This window comes from Clostridium sartagoforme, assembly GCF_004794105.1.
GTDB classification, from domain to species: domain Bacteria; phylum Bacillota; class Clostridia; order Clostridiales; family Clostridiaceae; genus Clostridium; species Clostridium sartagoforme_B.
The window spans coordinates 157,297-171,246 of record NZ_SRYR01000002.1; the positions used below are offsets into that span (position 1 = coordinate 157,297).

Annotated in this window: 14 protein-coding genes; all 14 read left to right on the forward strand. The window is 30.4% G+C overall.

The window, feature by feature from the left end:
- Window positions 1-19 precede the first annotated feature (19 nt).
- Window positions 20-1,234: an ABC transporter substrate-binding protein gene (locus E5347_RS07725; RefSeq protein ID WP_136006118.1), complete on the forward strand. Its 1,215-nt coding sequence runs from the start codon at window positions 20-22 to the stop codon at window positions 1,232-1,234.
- Between the two features lie 80 nt (window positions 1,235-1,314).
- A complete protein-coding gene (locus tag E5347_RS07730) occupies window positions 1,315-2,649 on the forward strand; it encodes an acetyl-CoA hydrolase/transferase family protein (RefSeq protein ID WP_207670461.1) in 1,335 nt (444 codons plus the stop codon).
- A gap of 16 nt (window positions 2,650-2,665) precedes the next feature.
- Complete coding sequence (locus E5347_RS07735) at window positions 2,666-3,481, forward strand: alpha/beta fold hydrolase (RefSeq protein WP_136006120.1); 816 nt, start codon at window positions 2,666-2,668, stop codon at window positions 3,479-3,481.
- A 64-nt stretch (window positions 3,482-3,545) separates the two neighbouring features.
- A complete protein-coding gene (locus E5347_RS07740) occupies window positions 3,546-4,121 on the forward strand; it encodes a TetR/AcrR family transcriptional regulator (RefSeq protein ID WP_168354928.1) in 576 nt (191 codons plus the stop codon).
- A 187-nt stretch (window positions 4,122-4,308) separates the two neighbouring features.
- On the forward strand, window positions 4,309-5,031 hold the full coding sequence (locus E5347_RS07745) for a beta-ketoacyl-ACP reductase (RefSeq protein WP_136006124.1): 723 nt from the start codon (window positions 4,309-4,311) through the stop codon (window positions 5,029-5,031).
- 9 nt (window positions 5,032-5,040) lie between these two features.
- A complete protein-coding gene (locus tag E5347_RS07750; RefSeq protein WP_136006126.1) occupies window positions 5,041-5,457 on the forward strand; it encodes a MaoC family dehydratase in 417 nt (138 codons plus the stop codon).
- Window positions 5,458-5,484: 27 nt separating this feature from the next.
- Window positions 5,485-6,483 carry a phosphate acetyltransferase gene (gene pta / locus E5347_RS07755; protein ID WP_136006128.1) on the forward strand — a complete coding sequence of 333 codons (999 nt, stop codon included), beginning with the start codon at window positions 5,485-5,487 and terminating at the stop codon, window positions 6,481-6,483.
- A 15-nt stretch (window positions 6,484-6,498) separates the two neighbouring features.
- Window positions 6,499-7,698: an acetate/propionate family kinase gene (locus E5347_RS07760; RefSeq protein WP_136006129.1), complete on the forward strand. Its 1,200-nt coding sequence runs from the start codon at window positions 6,499-6,501 to the stop codon at window positions 7,696-7,698.
- A 481-nt stretch (window positions 7,699-8,179) separates the two neighbouring features.
- Window positions 8,180-8,788, forward strand: coding sequence for a TetR/AcrR family transcriptional regulator (locus E5347_RS07765; RefSeq protein ID WP_136006131.1), 609 nt, complete (start codon window positions 8,180-8,182; stop codon window positions 8,786-8,788).
- A 2-nt stretch (window positions 8,789-8,790) separates the two neighbouring features.
- On the forward strand, window positions 8,791-10,023 hold the full coding sequence (locus E5347_RS07770; protein WP_425350440.1) for a cation:proton antiporter: 1,233 nt from the start codon (window positions 8,791-8,793) through the stop codon (window positions 10,021-10,023).
- Window positions 10,024-10,668: 645 nt separating this feature from the next.
- Window positions 10,669-10,848, forward strand: a complete 180-nt coding sequence (locus E5347_RS07775; protein WP_136006134.1) for a hypothetical protein — start codon at window positions 10,669-10,671, stop codon at window positions 10,846-10,848.
- A gap of 74 nt (window positions 10,849-10,922) precedes the next feature.
- Window positions 10,923-11,717, forward strand: coding sequence for a hypothetical protein (locus E5347_RS07780; RefSeq protein WP_136006135.1), 795 nt, complete (start codon window positions 10,923-10,925; stop codon window positions 11,715-11,717).
- Between the two features lie 107 nt (window positions 11,718-11,824).
- On the forward strand, window positions 11,825-13,108 hold the full coding sequence (gene tig, locus E5347_RS07785; protein WP_136006137.1) for a trigger factor: 1,284 nt from the start codon (window positions 11,825-11,827) through the stop codon (window positions 13,106-13,108).
- A gap of 230 nt (window positions 13,109-13,338) precedes the next feature.
- Window positions 13,339-13,941, forward strand: coding sequence for an ATP-dependent Clp endopeptidase proteolytic subunit ClpP (clpP, locus tag E5347_RS07790; protein ID WP_136006138.1), 603 nt, complete (start codon window positions 13,339-13,341; stop codon window positions 13,939-13,941).
- The last annotated feature ends 9 nt before the right edge of the window (window positions 13,942-13,950 follow it).

A 13,950-nucleotide genomic window follows, 5' to 3' on the forward strand; every position in this document is an offset into this window, starting at 1 on the left:
AAAATTTGGAGGGAAATTTATGAGAAAGAAAATCGCGTTACTTTTAGCTTCACTTACTCTAACTATGGCCTTTGCAGGATGCGGAAAAACAGAAGAAGCAGCACAAGGTGTTACTGAAACTACTATAAAGGTTGGTAACAGTGTTTCAACATCAGGAGCTTTTGCTCCAGTAGGAGTACCATTTAAAGCTGGTATAGAAGCATATTTTAAAATGATAAATGAATCAGGTGGGGTAAACGGAAGAACAATTGAATATATTCACCAAGATGATGAATTTAACCCTGAGAAGGGTAAGGCTGTACTAGACAAGTTAGTAAATGATGATAAAGTATTTGCTATAGTTGGACACTTTGGAACTCCAGTAGTAGGAGCAACATTAGATGATCTTAAGGAAATAGGAATACCATCAGTTTATTTTGCAACAGGTACAGGAATATTATATAACGAAAATGCAGCAAAGGGCGAAGGGGATAATATCTTCCCAGTTCAACCTGTATATCCTATGGAAGGACGTATTATGACAGCATGGGCGAAAGGAGAATTTAAAGCAAATAAGATAGGTGTTATCTACACTAATGATGATGCTGGTAAGGATTTAATTAAAGGAATAGAAACAGAGGCAAAGAATATTGGAGATGTTGAAGTAATAAGTGAACAAGTAGCTCCAGGAGCAGAAGATGTTTCATCAGCAGTAACAAAGATTAAGAATGAAGATGTAGATGTTGTTATAATTGCAGGTATTCAAGGAACTTTCCCACAAATAGCTAAGGAATTGGCTAAGCAAGGAAATACTAAACCTGCTATCACAACATATGTAAATGTAGATAAAACTATGGTGGAAGCAATTAAGAGTGATGTTGCAGATAAGTACGAAATATATGGTAATGCTTGGGTAGATGTAACTAAACCAGCAATGGCTGATTTCCAAAAATGGGTTAAGGAAGTTTCAACTGAAGATTTCTCTGGAAATGCCTATGCTATGACTGGATGGATAGCGGCAGACTTCTTTGTTACAGGAGTAAAAAATGTTGATGGAGAATTGACTTGGGAAAATTATATAGCTGCTATGGAAAAAGAACCAATTGAGAATCCATTTGGAGGAAATATAGATTTCTCTGGTGGAAAGAGACTTGGAACTCAAGAGATGTCATTAGCAAAAATGGATTTATCAAGCCCAACAGGATGGAGCCCTTATATTGGATTTAAGAATATAGATGCTATATTAGGAAATTAATAAGAATTTTAAGGTGCTGTCGCATAAGTTAAGATTTGAGATATTTGCGACAGCCCTTAAAAATTAATAGGAGGTTCAATATGTTAGAAACAATTAAATCAAAAGAATTAATTAATGAGAAATATATAACTGTGGACAAGGCTTTAAACTTAATTAAGAGTGGCGATGTAATAGTTTCAGGATTAGGCTCTGCCGAACCAAAAGAAATCTTAAAAAATCTTCATAAGATATCAGATAGAGTTAATGATGTAACTGTAACTACTTGTCTACCGATGGAAATGGCTGAATATTTTACTAATGCAAAATATAAGGATTCATTTAGAATGGATGGTTGGTTTTATACAGCAGCTATGAGAAAAGGGCAGAAAAATGGGAATATATCCTTTATACCTAATCATCTTCATTTAGCAGCTACAAAGAGAATGGACCATAAAAAAACTAATATATATATGGGTACAGCAACTATTCCTGATAAACATGGATATTTATCATTATCTTTAAGTAATGTATATGAAAAAAGAATGATGGAAAAAGCAGATTTAGTAATATTGGAGATAAATAAGAATTATCCAAGAACCTTAGGAGATGTTGAAGTCCATATAAGTGATATAGATTACGTAGTTGAGACAGATTATGAGGTTCCAGAACTTCCAGATGTAGAACCTAACGAGAAAGATTTAATGATAGGAAGGTTTATAGCAGAAAGGATTAATGATGGAGATTGCATTCAACTTGGCATAGGGGGTATACCTAATGCGGTGGCAGCATCATTAGGTGATAAAAAAGATTTAGGAATTCATACAGAAATGTTTACTACTGGAATGGTGAAATTAATTAAATCTGGAGTAGTGACTGGAAAGAAAAAGAATTTCTATAAGGGAAAACATATTGCAGCCTTTGCCCTTGGAACAAAGGAATTATATGATTTCTTAGATGATAATCCTTCTATAATGATGATGGATGGATATTGGACTAATGACCCATATGTTATAGGAAAAAATGATAATCAAGTATCTATTAATACTACAATAGAAATAGATCTAACAGGGCAATGTGCATCAGAATCAATAGGAGCAGTACAATTTAGCGGAACTGGAGGACAAGCAGATACTGCAATTGGAGCTCAAATGTCTAAAAATGGTCGATCATTTATTGCTTTATATTCTACAGCAATGGTAAAAAATAAGGAAACTGGAGTGAGAGAAGAAATTTCTAAAATAGTTCCTTTCTTAAAGCCAGGCGCTGCTGTAAGTTTATCAAGAAATGATGTAGATATGGTGGTAACAGAATATGGGGTTGCGGAGCTTAGAGGTACTACAGTTAGTGAAAGGGTTTATAAATTAATTGATATAGCACATCCGAAGTTTAAAGAAGAACTATTTATTAAGGCTAAGGAGCTAGGTTTAATTTATTGAAAGTAGAGGTGCAAATATGGCGTTTTTAAAATATAACAATAAGAATATATATTATGAGGTTCATGGAGAAGGAACTCCACTGGTAATTTTAAATGGGATAATGATGTCTCACGGCAGTTGGCAAGTGTTTCTACCTGAGCTTTGTAAGGAAAACAAAGTAATTCTTTTAGATTTCTTAGATCAAGGAAAGTCCGATAAGATGGAAGAAAGCTATAAGCAAGATATTCAAGTTGAAGTACTAAAGGCAGTTATAGATGAATTAAAACTAGATAAAATAAACCTTTTTGGAATTTCATATGGTGGAGAAGTTGCATTACAATTTGCTTTAAAATATGAAAGCTATCTTAACAAGCTTATTTTATTTAATACTACAAGTTGCACAAATCCATGGTTACAAGATATAGGCAGAGGATGGATTAATGCAGCAGAAGATAGGAATAAAGAAGCCTTTTATAATGTAACAATACCTATTATTTATTCGCCAGGGTTTTATACTAAGAATATAGATTGGATGAATAGAAGAAAAGATTTATTATACAAGGTATTTAATGAGGAATTTTTAACTGCTATGATAAGATTAATAGGGAGTGCAGAAGGATATGATGTGAGAAATGATATTCATAATATAAAGGTAAACACTTTGATAGTAAGTAGTGAATATGATTTTGTTACACCAGTAAATGAACAAGAGTATATTAAAGAAAAGATAGAAAACTCTACTTATATATTGATTAAGGATTCTGGACATGCATCTATGTATGAAAGACCAATAGAATTTCTAACTATATTAAAAGGGTATTTATCCATTGAGAATTACATGAAAATAGTATAAAATAACAATTGGAAAATGTAAGGAGTTACTTGCTTATAAAATGCAAAATAAAGGAGACAATGGTATGAAGTATAATAATGAAACAAGTGAAAAAATAATGAAGGTATCCTTAAAGTTATTTTCTGAGCAGGGATACTATCCAACAACAACAAAACAAATTGCAGAAGAAGCTGGAGTTAATGAATTAACTATATTTAGACATTTTGGATCTAAGAGTAATTTATTCCAGGTAACTACAGAGCATTATGTAATTGATTCTAGAGTAGATTATATATTAAATGATATAGAAGATTTAAGTTTTGAAGAAGGAATGTTATTAATAGCAAATAGAATATATAAGCTATTTATTCAAAATACAAAGCTTTATAAGGTTCAAATGAAATTATCTGATAATGAGCAAGGCTTTGTGAAACTTAAATTATCAAGAAAAATAATTAGCATCTTAATAGAATATTTTAATGAGCTTAAAGAAAGAAAAGTAATAGAGGGTGAGCCAGAAATAATGGCTGTAACTTTGGTAAACAGCCTTTTAGGTGCATTTACTGTAGAAATATTAGGAGATAATACAGTAAGTGATTTAAAGTGGGAAGATATAGTAAAAGAGCATACAAGACAATTTGTATCGATATATAAGTTATAAAAAAGATTAGATATTTTATTAAGTTGTATTTCGCATTTAAAATATATAAGGTATGAAGGTATTTTAACAACTTATACAAAAATTAAAGAATAGGAACTAATTAATCTTATTTCATTAAGAAAATGAAAAAGATTAATTTTTTTAACAAATATGAAAGTAAGTACTTACAATTGAAAGGAGAAGAATAATGTTAAGATTGAAAAATAAAGTTGCCATAGTTACAGGAGCATCTCAAGGAATCGGAAGATGTATTGCAGAAACCTTTGCGAGAGAAGGGGCTAAGGTAGTAGCAGTTGATATGAATAAATTACCTTATGAAAATAGTAATATATATGGATATGAGGTAAACGTTACCGATAGAGTGGGTATAAAGGTGTTTTTCGAAAGTATAATTGAAAAGTTTGGGAAAGTAGACATTTTAGTAAATAATGCAGGAATAACTAGAGATGCATTAATTCAAAAGATGACTGAAGAAATGTGGGACTTAGTAATAAATGTTAACTTAAAGGGGTTGTTTAATATAGCCCAATTAGTTGGGCCTCAGATGATGGAAAATGGAGAAGGTTCAATAATAAATATTGCCTCTGTAGTTGGAGAATTTGGAAATGTAGGACAAACTAACTATGCTGCAACAAAGGCAGGGGTAATAGGTATGACAAAAACTTGGGCAAAAGAATTTGCAAGAAAGGGTGCTAAAGTCAGAGTTAATTCAGTAGCACCAGGATATATAAATACAGAAATGATGAAAACTGTACCAGAAAAAGTATTAGAGAATATGAGAGCTAAAACTATGATTGGAAGACTTGGAGAACCAGAAGAAATTGCAAATGCAGTTTTATTCTTAGCCAGTGATGAATCATCATATATAACTGGCCATAATTTATCTGTTAATGGTGGAATGAGATTATAGGAGGATATTATGAGAGGGAGAACAATAAAGGAAATAAATTTAGGGGATAAATCAAGTTATAGTAGAACTGTATCAGAGGCTGACGTAGTTTTATTTGGAGGGGTAAGTGGAGACTTAAATCCAGCACATTTTAATGAGGAGTATTCAAAGGAAACTATGTTTAAGGGAAGAATAGCTCATGGAATGTTATCTGCAAGTTATATTTCAACTGTTCTTGGAATGCAGCTTCCAGGTCCAGGAACAATATATCTTTCACAAGAATTAAAATTCACAGCTCCTGTAAAATTTGGTGATACTATAACGGCTACAGCTGAGGTTATAGAAAGAATAGAAGAGAAAAATAGAATAACCCTTGAAACAATTTGTATAAATCAAAGAGGGGAAGTTGTAGTTAAAGGTAAAGCGGTAGTGATGCCTCCAAGATAAGATTTGAAAAGCAAAGGGGAAATATAAATGGAGCTATTAAATAGTATTTGGGATTTAGCTAAAAAAGACATAAAAAGAATAGTACTTCCAGAGGGAGAAGAAAGAAGAACTATAGAAGCAGCTAGAAAAATAAAAGATTTAGGATTAGCTCATCCTATATTAATAGGAAATAAGGAAAAAATTATACATGAGATTAAAAGTTTGAATTTAGAATTTGAGGATATTGAGATAATTGATTCAAATACTTCGAGGAATATAGATAAGTATGTAGATAAGTTTTATGAATTAAGAAAAAATAAGGGTGTAACTATAGAGAAAGCTAAACAAATAGTTAAAGATCCAATGTATTTTGCAACTGTAATGCTAAAGTGTAATGATGCAGATGGGCTTGTATCAGGGGCAGTTCATACTACAGGAGATTTATTGAGACCTGGTCTTCAAGTAGTTAAGGCAGCAAAAGGAGCGTCTGTAGTATCAAGCTTTTTTATAATGGGAGTTCCAACTTCAAATTATGGAGAAGAGGGAATGCTTCTATTTGCAGATTGCGCTGTAAATCCTAATCCAAGTTATGAGCAGTTAGCAGAAATAGCAATCACTACTGCTGATACAGCTAAAAAAGTATGTAAAATAGAGCCTAGAGTCGCTATGCTTAGCTTTTCTACTATGGGTTCAGCAGATCATGATACAGTAGAAAAAGTGAGAATGGCTACAGAATTAGCTAAGAAGTTAAGACCAGATTTACTGATAGATGGAGAAATGCAATTAGATGCTGCAATAGTAGAGAGTGTTGCTAAGCAAAAGGCTCCTAATAGTAATATTGCGGGAAAAGCAAATATATTAATATTTCCGGATTTACAATCAGGGAATATAGGATATAAGCTTGTACAAAGGTTTGCCAATGCTGAAGCTGTAGGACCTATATGTCAAGGTTTTGATAAGCCTATTAATGATCTTTCTAGAGGATGTTCTGTAGAAGATATAATTAATGTAGTAGCAGTAACAGCAGTACAAGCACAGAATAATTAAAAAGGGGATTCATAGATGAAGGTACTTGTAATAAATTGTGGAAGCTCCTCATTAAAGTATCAAGTAATAAATATGAATACTTATGAAGTTATGTGCCAAGGCATATTTGAAAGAATTGGACTAGAGGACTCTGTATTAACTCATAAGAATTCGCTTAAAGGAAAGTATGTAGTAAAGGGGAATTTTTCAAATCATAAAGATGCTATTAACTTAGTTTTAGAAACATTATCAGATAAAAAGTATGGTGTAGTTAATGATATAAATGAAATTTATGCAGTAGGGCATAGAGTAGTTCATGGAGGAGAAAAGTACTCAAAATCAGTACTTATAGATGAAGAAGTTTTAAGTTATTTAGAGGAATGTGTTAAGCTTGCACCAATTCATAATCCTCCAAACATAATAGGAATACGAGTTTGTAGTGAATTAATGCCCAATATTCCTATGATAGCAGTGTTTGATACTGCATTTCATCAAACTATCCCAGAGGTAGCATACATTTATCCTATTGAATACAGTTTATATGAGAACTATGGAATAAGAAAATATGGATTTCATGGTACTTCACATAAATATGTGACACAAAAGCTAGGTGAAGTATTAAATAGAGATATTAAAGAAATGAAAATAATAAGCTGCCATTTAGGCAATGGAGCAAGCATTTGTGCAATAAAAGGGGGAGTATCTATAGATACATCTATGGGATTTACCCCTCTTGCTGGAATAGCTATGGGAACTAGATCAGGTAATATTGATCCATCAATTTCTACTTTCTTAATTGAAGAATGTGGATATACAGCTGAAGAAGCAAATGAAACTCTTAATAAAAAGTCAGGAGTACTCGGAATATCTGGTGTTAGCTCTGATTTTAGAGATATAGAGAAGGCTGCCTTAGAAGGAAATAAAAGAGCTAAACTAGCATTAGATATATTTTATTATAGAATAAGGGGACAAATAGCTGCTTATGCTGCACATATGGGTGGAGTAGTAGATGCTATTATTTTTACAGCTGGTATTGGTGAAAATTCAAGCATAACAAGAAAAGCTTGTTTAGAAGGAATGAATTTTCTAGGAATAGATATTGATAATAATCGTAATAATGTAAGAGGAGAGATAGGTGAAATAAGTGCTGAAGCTTCAAAGGTTAAGGTATTTGTTATTCCAACTAACGAAGAACTAATGATTGCAAAGGAAACACTGGAAGTTATTTTAGCCTAAGACTTGTTACTATGTTCTACTAAGTCTCCGTAACAATCTCCAAGTCGACGTTACGCAGAAAATAGTAACAACTCTAATGTCAAATAACTTAAGATTGGCTAGATACTAAAGGATGAAACTCAGCTAGCTGAGTTTCTTTTTTTATTATTGTAATTTGGGATAAATTACTTCTGTAATTGTTAATTATTAATTGCTAACTGTCACATCTTCTAAGTTTTTGTTAAGTAAAATATAGTATTAATTCCAAAAGAAAAGTAGGAGAAGATAATATAGTAGGGGATTGCTAATTTAGGGTTTATTAAGCAGCTGAGTTTTATTATAGAGATTTAACTATCAATATAAGATTAAAGTGGAGGATATATAATTTTTTATAGTATAAGAATGACTATGCTGAGGTTGTAATTTAATTATTTACTATCTGGTCAATAATTGCTATAATAATTATAGACCAGATGGTCTATAATTTGTAGGGGGGGAATATATGAAGAAAGAAAAGAAAACAGAAATTACAAAAGAAAAGATTATTGTAGCAGCTATAGAAGAGTTTGGAACAAAAGGATATATTAATTCTTCTCTTAATAATATTTGCAATAATTTTAAAATCTCGAAAGGATTAATTTATCATAATTTTAAGAATAAAGATGATCTTTATCTAGTATGTGTTAGGAGATGTTTTTTAGAAGTTACTGAATACTTAAAGGCTCAAAATATAGGGAGTGATTTACATAGGTATATGGAATTAAGATTAAAGTTTTTTTCAAAATATCCACTTTACGCCCGTATCTTCTTTGAAGCAATTTTACAAACACCATCAAAACTTATAAATGAAATAAAAGAAATAAAGAGTGATTTTGATGAATTAAATAAAAGCATCTATAGATCAGCTTTGCAGAATCTGACTTTACGTAATGATGTTACAGAGAAAGATGCTTTGGAGTATTATGAGATAATGCAAGAAATGTTTAATGGATATTTTAGTAGTTCAGCATATTCTAATTCAGACTTTACAATTCTTATATCTGACCATGAAGAAAAGCTTAGAAAAATATTAAACTTTATGCTTTATGGAATAGCAAAGGAGGAAGAATAAATATGATTTTTATTAGATGGATTATTGCTATAATTATTGCTTTTTTAATAGGAAAATTAATATCAAAGGTAAAATTACCGTCTATATTAGGATGGTTAATTGCAGGTATGATATTAGGCCCCCACGCTCTTTCACTACTAGATAATTCAATATTAGAAGCAGGATGGTATGAAAATATTGTACGTATTTTGGAATGTGTTGTAGGGCTTATGATTGGAACAGAGCTTATTTGGAAAAAAATCAAAAAGTCAGGTAAGTCAATTATAGTTACAACTTTAACACAATCTCTAGGAACTTTCGCTTTGGTAACAGCTGTCTTCGGTATTGTATTTTATTTTGTTAATATTCCTACGTATCTTGCTTTCATCTTTGGAGGAATTGCATTAGCTACAGCACCAGCACCAGCCTTATCTGTTGTTAGAGAATTTAAAACAGATGGACCTGTTACTAAAACATTAATTCCTATGGCAGCACTAGATGACATGGTTGGTGTAGTTGTGTTCTTCACAACAATTGCTATTATTGCTGGAAAAGTTTCAGAACAAAGACTGCCAGCATACATGATTGCTTTGTTTATTTTACTTCCATTAGGTATTGGAGTGTTCACTGGGATTTTTGCAGGTATTTTCTTGATAAAAGAACGTAGATCATTCGAAACAATATCTATTCTTATAGTGATGATTTTAATTACTTCATTTATAGGATTTTTCTTTAATAATTATATTATGACTAAGCCAATATTAAACTTTATGCTAATAGGCATGGCTTTTTCAGCTACCTTTTCTAATATGATAACAGAAGATAGACTTGAACAAATAATGAGGGACTTCAATCCAATTCTAGGTATTTCAATGATAATAGTTATTTTAAATCTTGGGGCACCACTAGATTATCATTTGATTCTAGGTGCAGGAGTATTTACTTTCATATATATTGTTTCTAGGGCTTTGGGTAAATACTTTGGTGCATTCTTTGGTGCAAGCATTACAAAGTCTCCTAAGAGTGTTAGAAATTATTTAGGATTAACATTACTTCCACACTCCGGAGTATCCCTTGTATTTACAGGGATTGCAGTATCTGTTTTGGCAGGTCCAGATCCTAAATCTGCAGAAATTATTCAAGGAACTATTGCAGCTGCAGCAGTTGTAAATGAGGTGATTGCTGTTATAGTTGCAAAGAAGGGATTTGAATGGGCAGGAGAGTTTGGAAAGAAGGATATGAAGATAAATTCCTAGTAAGCAATACTTAACTAATATAAAATAACTAATATAAAATTGGGCTGTGGAATAAACAGCCCAAATTAAGAATTAAAGATTAAAAATGAAGAAATATTGATATAATTCTTACAGAATTACTAAAATTAATTTCTTTTCAAAACTCCTTAGGGAGTTTTTTTATTAAATTTTCAACATTAATTATGAGACAGCACCAGTTTAAATTTTTTATTTTGTAATTTGGAACAAATTACTTACGAAATTGTTGATTATTAATTGTTAACTGTTAATTGTATCTTAAATTGTATTTTTAATTATAAATTAAAAATAAAGAACCTGTACAAGTACTTGCACAGGTTAAAGGGTTTATGTTCATTTAAGAAAGGGAATAAATGAACATATGTGGGGTTTTATTAAAACTGCTAATAAAAATATTAACAGTAGTATGGGCTTTTAATATTATGTAAATCATTTAATAAATGTAAATTTTATATACTAATTATATAATATTTGGTTAAAAAATCAAATAGTTTTTAGAAAAAAATCGAATTAAGTATTAAAAAATATAAATTTATCGTTTTATTACTTAAAAAAATATTAATTTTACAGAAAATATATGGAGATTTAAATAGTTTAAAGTATATAATATAAGTTGAGGTGATTATAATGACAAATTTTAGGGCAGAAGATATTTTAAAGTCTACGCCAGAATATGAAGCTTACAGCGAAAATGAAGCTAAGCTAACAGTTGCCGAATTAAGAGATTATGGTCTATTAAAATGTGGGGGTTGTTGCAGCACTAAGGGTGGAAAATCAACATGTGGCTGCGGAAGCAAAAGGAAATAATTTATTAGACTTTTATTTAAGATATAAAAAGTAAATACTTTTTAAATTTAAACATAGCGTAGGAGGGATTAGGTGTGAGGAAACCTAGCATATTTAGCAGGGATTATGAGAAGAAAATGAGAAAAAGAAGAAGAAATATTATTGCTTTGTCAATACTAGGTTTATTTGTTGTTGGGATATTATTTATGAAGTTTGCTATGAATAACATAAATATGGAGTCTTTAAAATCAAAAGTGCAAAATTGGATTGATGAAGATGAATATACTGACAATGATAATAATGAAGAATTAAATGAAGATACTCAAAATGATGTTGTTGAAGAAGCACCTAAGGAACCTGAAGCTAAAACTATTGATCTTAAATTAAAAGAAGGGGTTACCTTAAAGGCTGAGTATGAAGAAGTTGAAGGTAAGATTAAGTTTAAGGGGATAAAAGATATACCTTCCAATATTTATTACTCAATTAATCCAAATAAAAATCTAATTTTAACTATAGATGAAATTCAAGAAATGAAAGTCTTCAATGTTGAAGGTAAAGAAGCAAGTATAACTAAGGATAAGTATGTTGCTCCAAATGGAGAGATATTTAATAAAGAAACTACTATTCAAACATATACTGGATATCTATGGAATGTAGAAGCTAAATTTATTTCTGATACAAAAGTTGCGTATATAACTAATCTTCCTTACTTTGGAACTGATTTAAATAAATATATATGGGTTGTTGACTTAAATGATAATAGTCATAAAACTCTATGGAACTCAAAGGGAAAAGATATTAAATTTGGTGAAATTAAAGAAAAAGGATTAGAAGCAACAATAGATGGAAATATTAAATATGTTAACTCTAATGGTGATTTGATAAATTAAGAAAACTTATATAAACAAATATTTGAAAATAATTAATGTTATATGTTATAATAACGTAGTTATATCAAATATGATAGTATCTTACTATTTTAGGAGGAAAGAATACGATGGAAGCTAAAATGGAAAAAATAGAGAAAAATATTGTTAAGTTCGAAATAACAGTTGAGGCTAATAAGTTTCAAGATGCTATAAAGAGAGCTTATAATAAGAATGTTAAAACTTTTAATGTACCTGGATTCAGAAAAGGTAAAGTGCCTATGGCTATAGTAAAAAAATACTATGGAGTAGGAGTATTAATGGAAGATGCAGTAAACTTTGCTATTGAAGGATCATACTCAAAGGTGCTTGAAGAAAATAACATAACTCCTGTTGATTATCCAAATATAGATATAGTAACTGCTGAAGAAGGTAAAGACTTTGTTTATACTGCAGAAGTTACAGTTTATCCAGAAGTTGAATTAGGAGAATATAAAGGACTAAAAGTTGAAAAGCCATCTTATGAAGTAACAGAAGAAGAAGTAAACTTAAAGTTAAAAGAAATGCAAGAAAAGAATGCTAGAATTGAAACTAAAGAAGATGGAGAAGTAGCTACTGGAGATACAGCAGTAATAGATTTCAAAGGATTTATTGATGATGTAGCTTTCGAAGGCGGTGAAGGTAAAGACTATTCACTTGAAATAGGATCAGGTACTTTCATAGATAATTTTGAAGATCAATTAGTTGGAGCAAAAGCTGGAGATAAGATTGAAGTAAATGTTACTTTCCCTGAAAACTACGGCAAAGAAGAGTTAAATAATAAAAAAGCTAAGTTTGAAGTTTTAGTAAAAGAAATAAAGGTAAAAGAATTACCAGAAATAGATGATGAATTTGCTACAGAAACTTCAGAATTCGAAACATTAGCTGATTTAAAAGCTGATATAACTAAGAAGTTAGAAGCAGCGAATGCTGAAAGAGCTGATAGAGAATTTGAAGAAGCAGTACTTAAGGCTGTAACTGAAAATGCTAAAATTGAAATACCTGCTGTTATGGTAGAAAAAGAAATAGATTCTATGGTTAAAAACTTAGAACAAAGACTTCAATACCAAGGTTTAACTTTAGATCAATACTTTGAATTAACTGGAACAGATGCTGCTAAGATGAGAGACTACATGAAGGAAAATGCAGAAGTTAAGGTTAAGACTGACTTAGTATTAGAAGCTATAGAAAAGGCTGAAAATATAGAAGCAACTGAAGAGGAAATAAAAGAAAAAGCTGTAGAAGTTGCAAAGATGTATTCAGCTGGTGAAGACGAAAAAATGATTGAATTATTAATAAACGGTCAAAGAGCAGCTTTAGCTTCAGACGTTAAAGTTCAAAAAACTGTTAATTTCTTATTAGAAAACAATAAATAGTTTTTAGAAAATAGTAAATAGAAGATTAAAGTAATTGTCAGAAATTTATTTCTGGCAATTCTTTCTAATATCCATTAACAAATTAAATAAAATTTTATATAATTTAATATATATGCTTTTAATTAATAGACTTAAGGATTATAGCGTAATAAAATTTCAATTTATATAATTAGTTTTTTATTAATATGGATATAATAAAAGAAGGTAATTTAAGAGAAGGAGGGAATGAAATGAGTTTAGTTCCTATGGTAGTAGAACAAACAAGTAGGGGAGAAAGATCTTACGATATTTTTTCAAGATTATTAAAAGATAGAATAATAATGTTAAGTGGAGAAATAAATGACACAATATCTAACTTAGTAGTAGCTCAATTGCTGTTTTTAGAAAGTGAAGATCCAGATAAGGATATTCATCTTTATATAAATAGTCCAGGAGGGTCAATAACTGCTGGAATGGCTATTTATGATACTATGCAATATATAAAATCAGATGTATCAACAATATGTATTGGTATGGCCGCATCTATGGGTTCTTTCTTGCTTTCATCAGGAGCAAAAGGAAAGAGATTTGCATTACCTAATAGTGAAATTATGATTCATCAACCTTTAGGTGGATTCCAAGGTCAAGCAACTGATTTTGACATCCATGCAAAGAGAATATTAAAAATTAAAGAATCATTAAATAAAATATTAAGTGAAAATACTAATCAACCTATAGAAAAGATAAAGGCAGATGTTGAAAGAGATTACTTTATGACATCAGATGAAGCTATGAATTATGGGTTAGTAGATAAAGTGATTACTAATAAGGAAATAGGTAGCGAGAATAAATAATAGTTCTAT

What these genes read in the sequence shown, in the direction of transcription:
- E5347_RS07725 (WP_136006118.1), top strand. Translation starts at nt 20, where the DNA reads ATGAGAAAGAAAATCGCGTTACTTTTAGCTTCACTTACTCTAACTATG.
- E5347_RS07730 (WP_207670461.1), top strand. Translation starts at nt 1,315, where the DNA reads ATGTTAGAAACAATTAAATCAAAAGAATTAATTAATGAGAAATATATA.
- E5347_RS07735 (WP_136006120.1), top strand. Translation starts at nt 2,666, where the DNA reads ATGGCGTTTTTAAAATATAACAATAAGAATATATATTATGAGGTTCAT.
- E5347_RS07740 (WP_168354928.1), top strand. Translation starts at nt 3,546, where the DNA reads ATGAAGTATAATAATGAAACAAGTGAAAAAATAATGAAGGTATCCTTA.
- E5347_RS07745 (WP_136006124.1), top strand. Translation starts at nt 4,309, where the DNA reads ATGTTAAGATTGAAAAATAAAGTTGCCATAGTTACAGGAGCATCTCAA.
- E5347_RS07750 (WP_136006126.1), top strand. Translation starts at nt 5,041, where the DNA reads ATGAGAGGGAGAACAATAAAGGAAATAAATTTAGGGGATAAATCAAGT.
- pta (WP_136006128.1), top strand. Translation starts at nt 5,485, where the DNA reads ATGGAGCTATTAAATAGTATTTGGGATTTAGCTAAAAAAGACATAAAA.
- E5347_RS07760 (WP_136006129.1), top strand. Translation starts at nt 6,499, where the DNA reads ATGAAGGTACTTGTAATAAATTGTGGAAGCTCCTCATTAAAGTATCAA.
- E5347_RS07765 (WP_136006131.1), top strand. Translation starts at nt 8,180, where the DNA reads ATGAAGAAAGAAAAGAAAACAGAAATTACAAAAGAAAAGATTATTGTA.
- E5347_RS07770 (WP_425350440.1), top strand. Translation starts at nt 8,791, where the DNA reads ATGATTTTTATTAGATGGATTATTGCTATAATTATTGCTTTTTTAATA.
- E5347_RS07775 (WP_136006134.1), top strand. Translation starts at nt 10,669, where the DNA reads ATGACAAATTTTAGGGCAGAAGATATTTTAAAGTCTACGCCAGAATAT.
- tig (WP_136006137.1), top strand. Translation starts at nt 11,825, where the DNA reads ATGGAAGCTAAAATGGAAAAAATAGAGAAAAATATTGTTAAGTTCGAA.
- clpP (WP_136006138.1), top strand. Translation starts at nt 13,339, where the DNA reads ATGAGTTTAGTTCCTATGGTAGTAGAACAAACAAGTAGGGGAGAAAGA.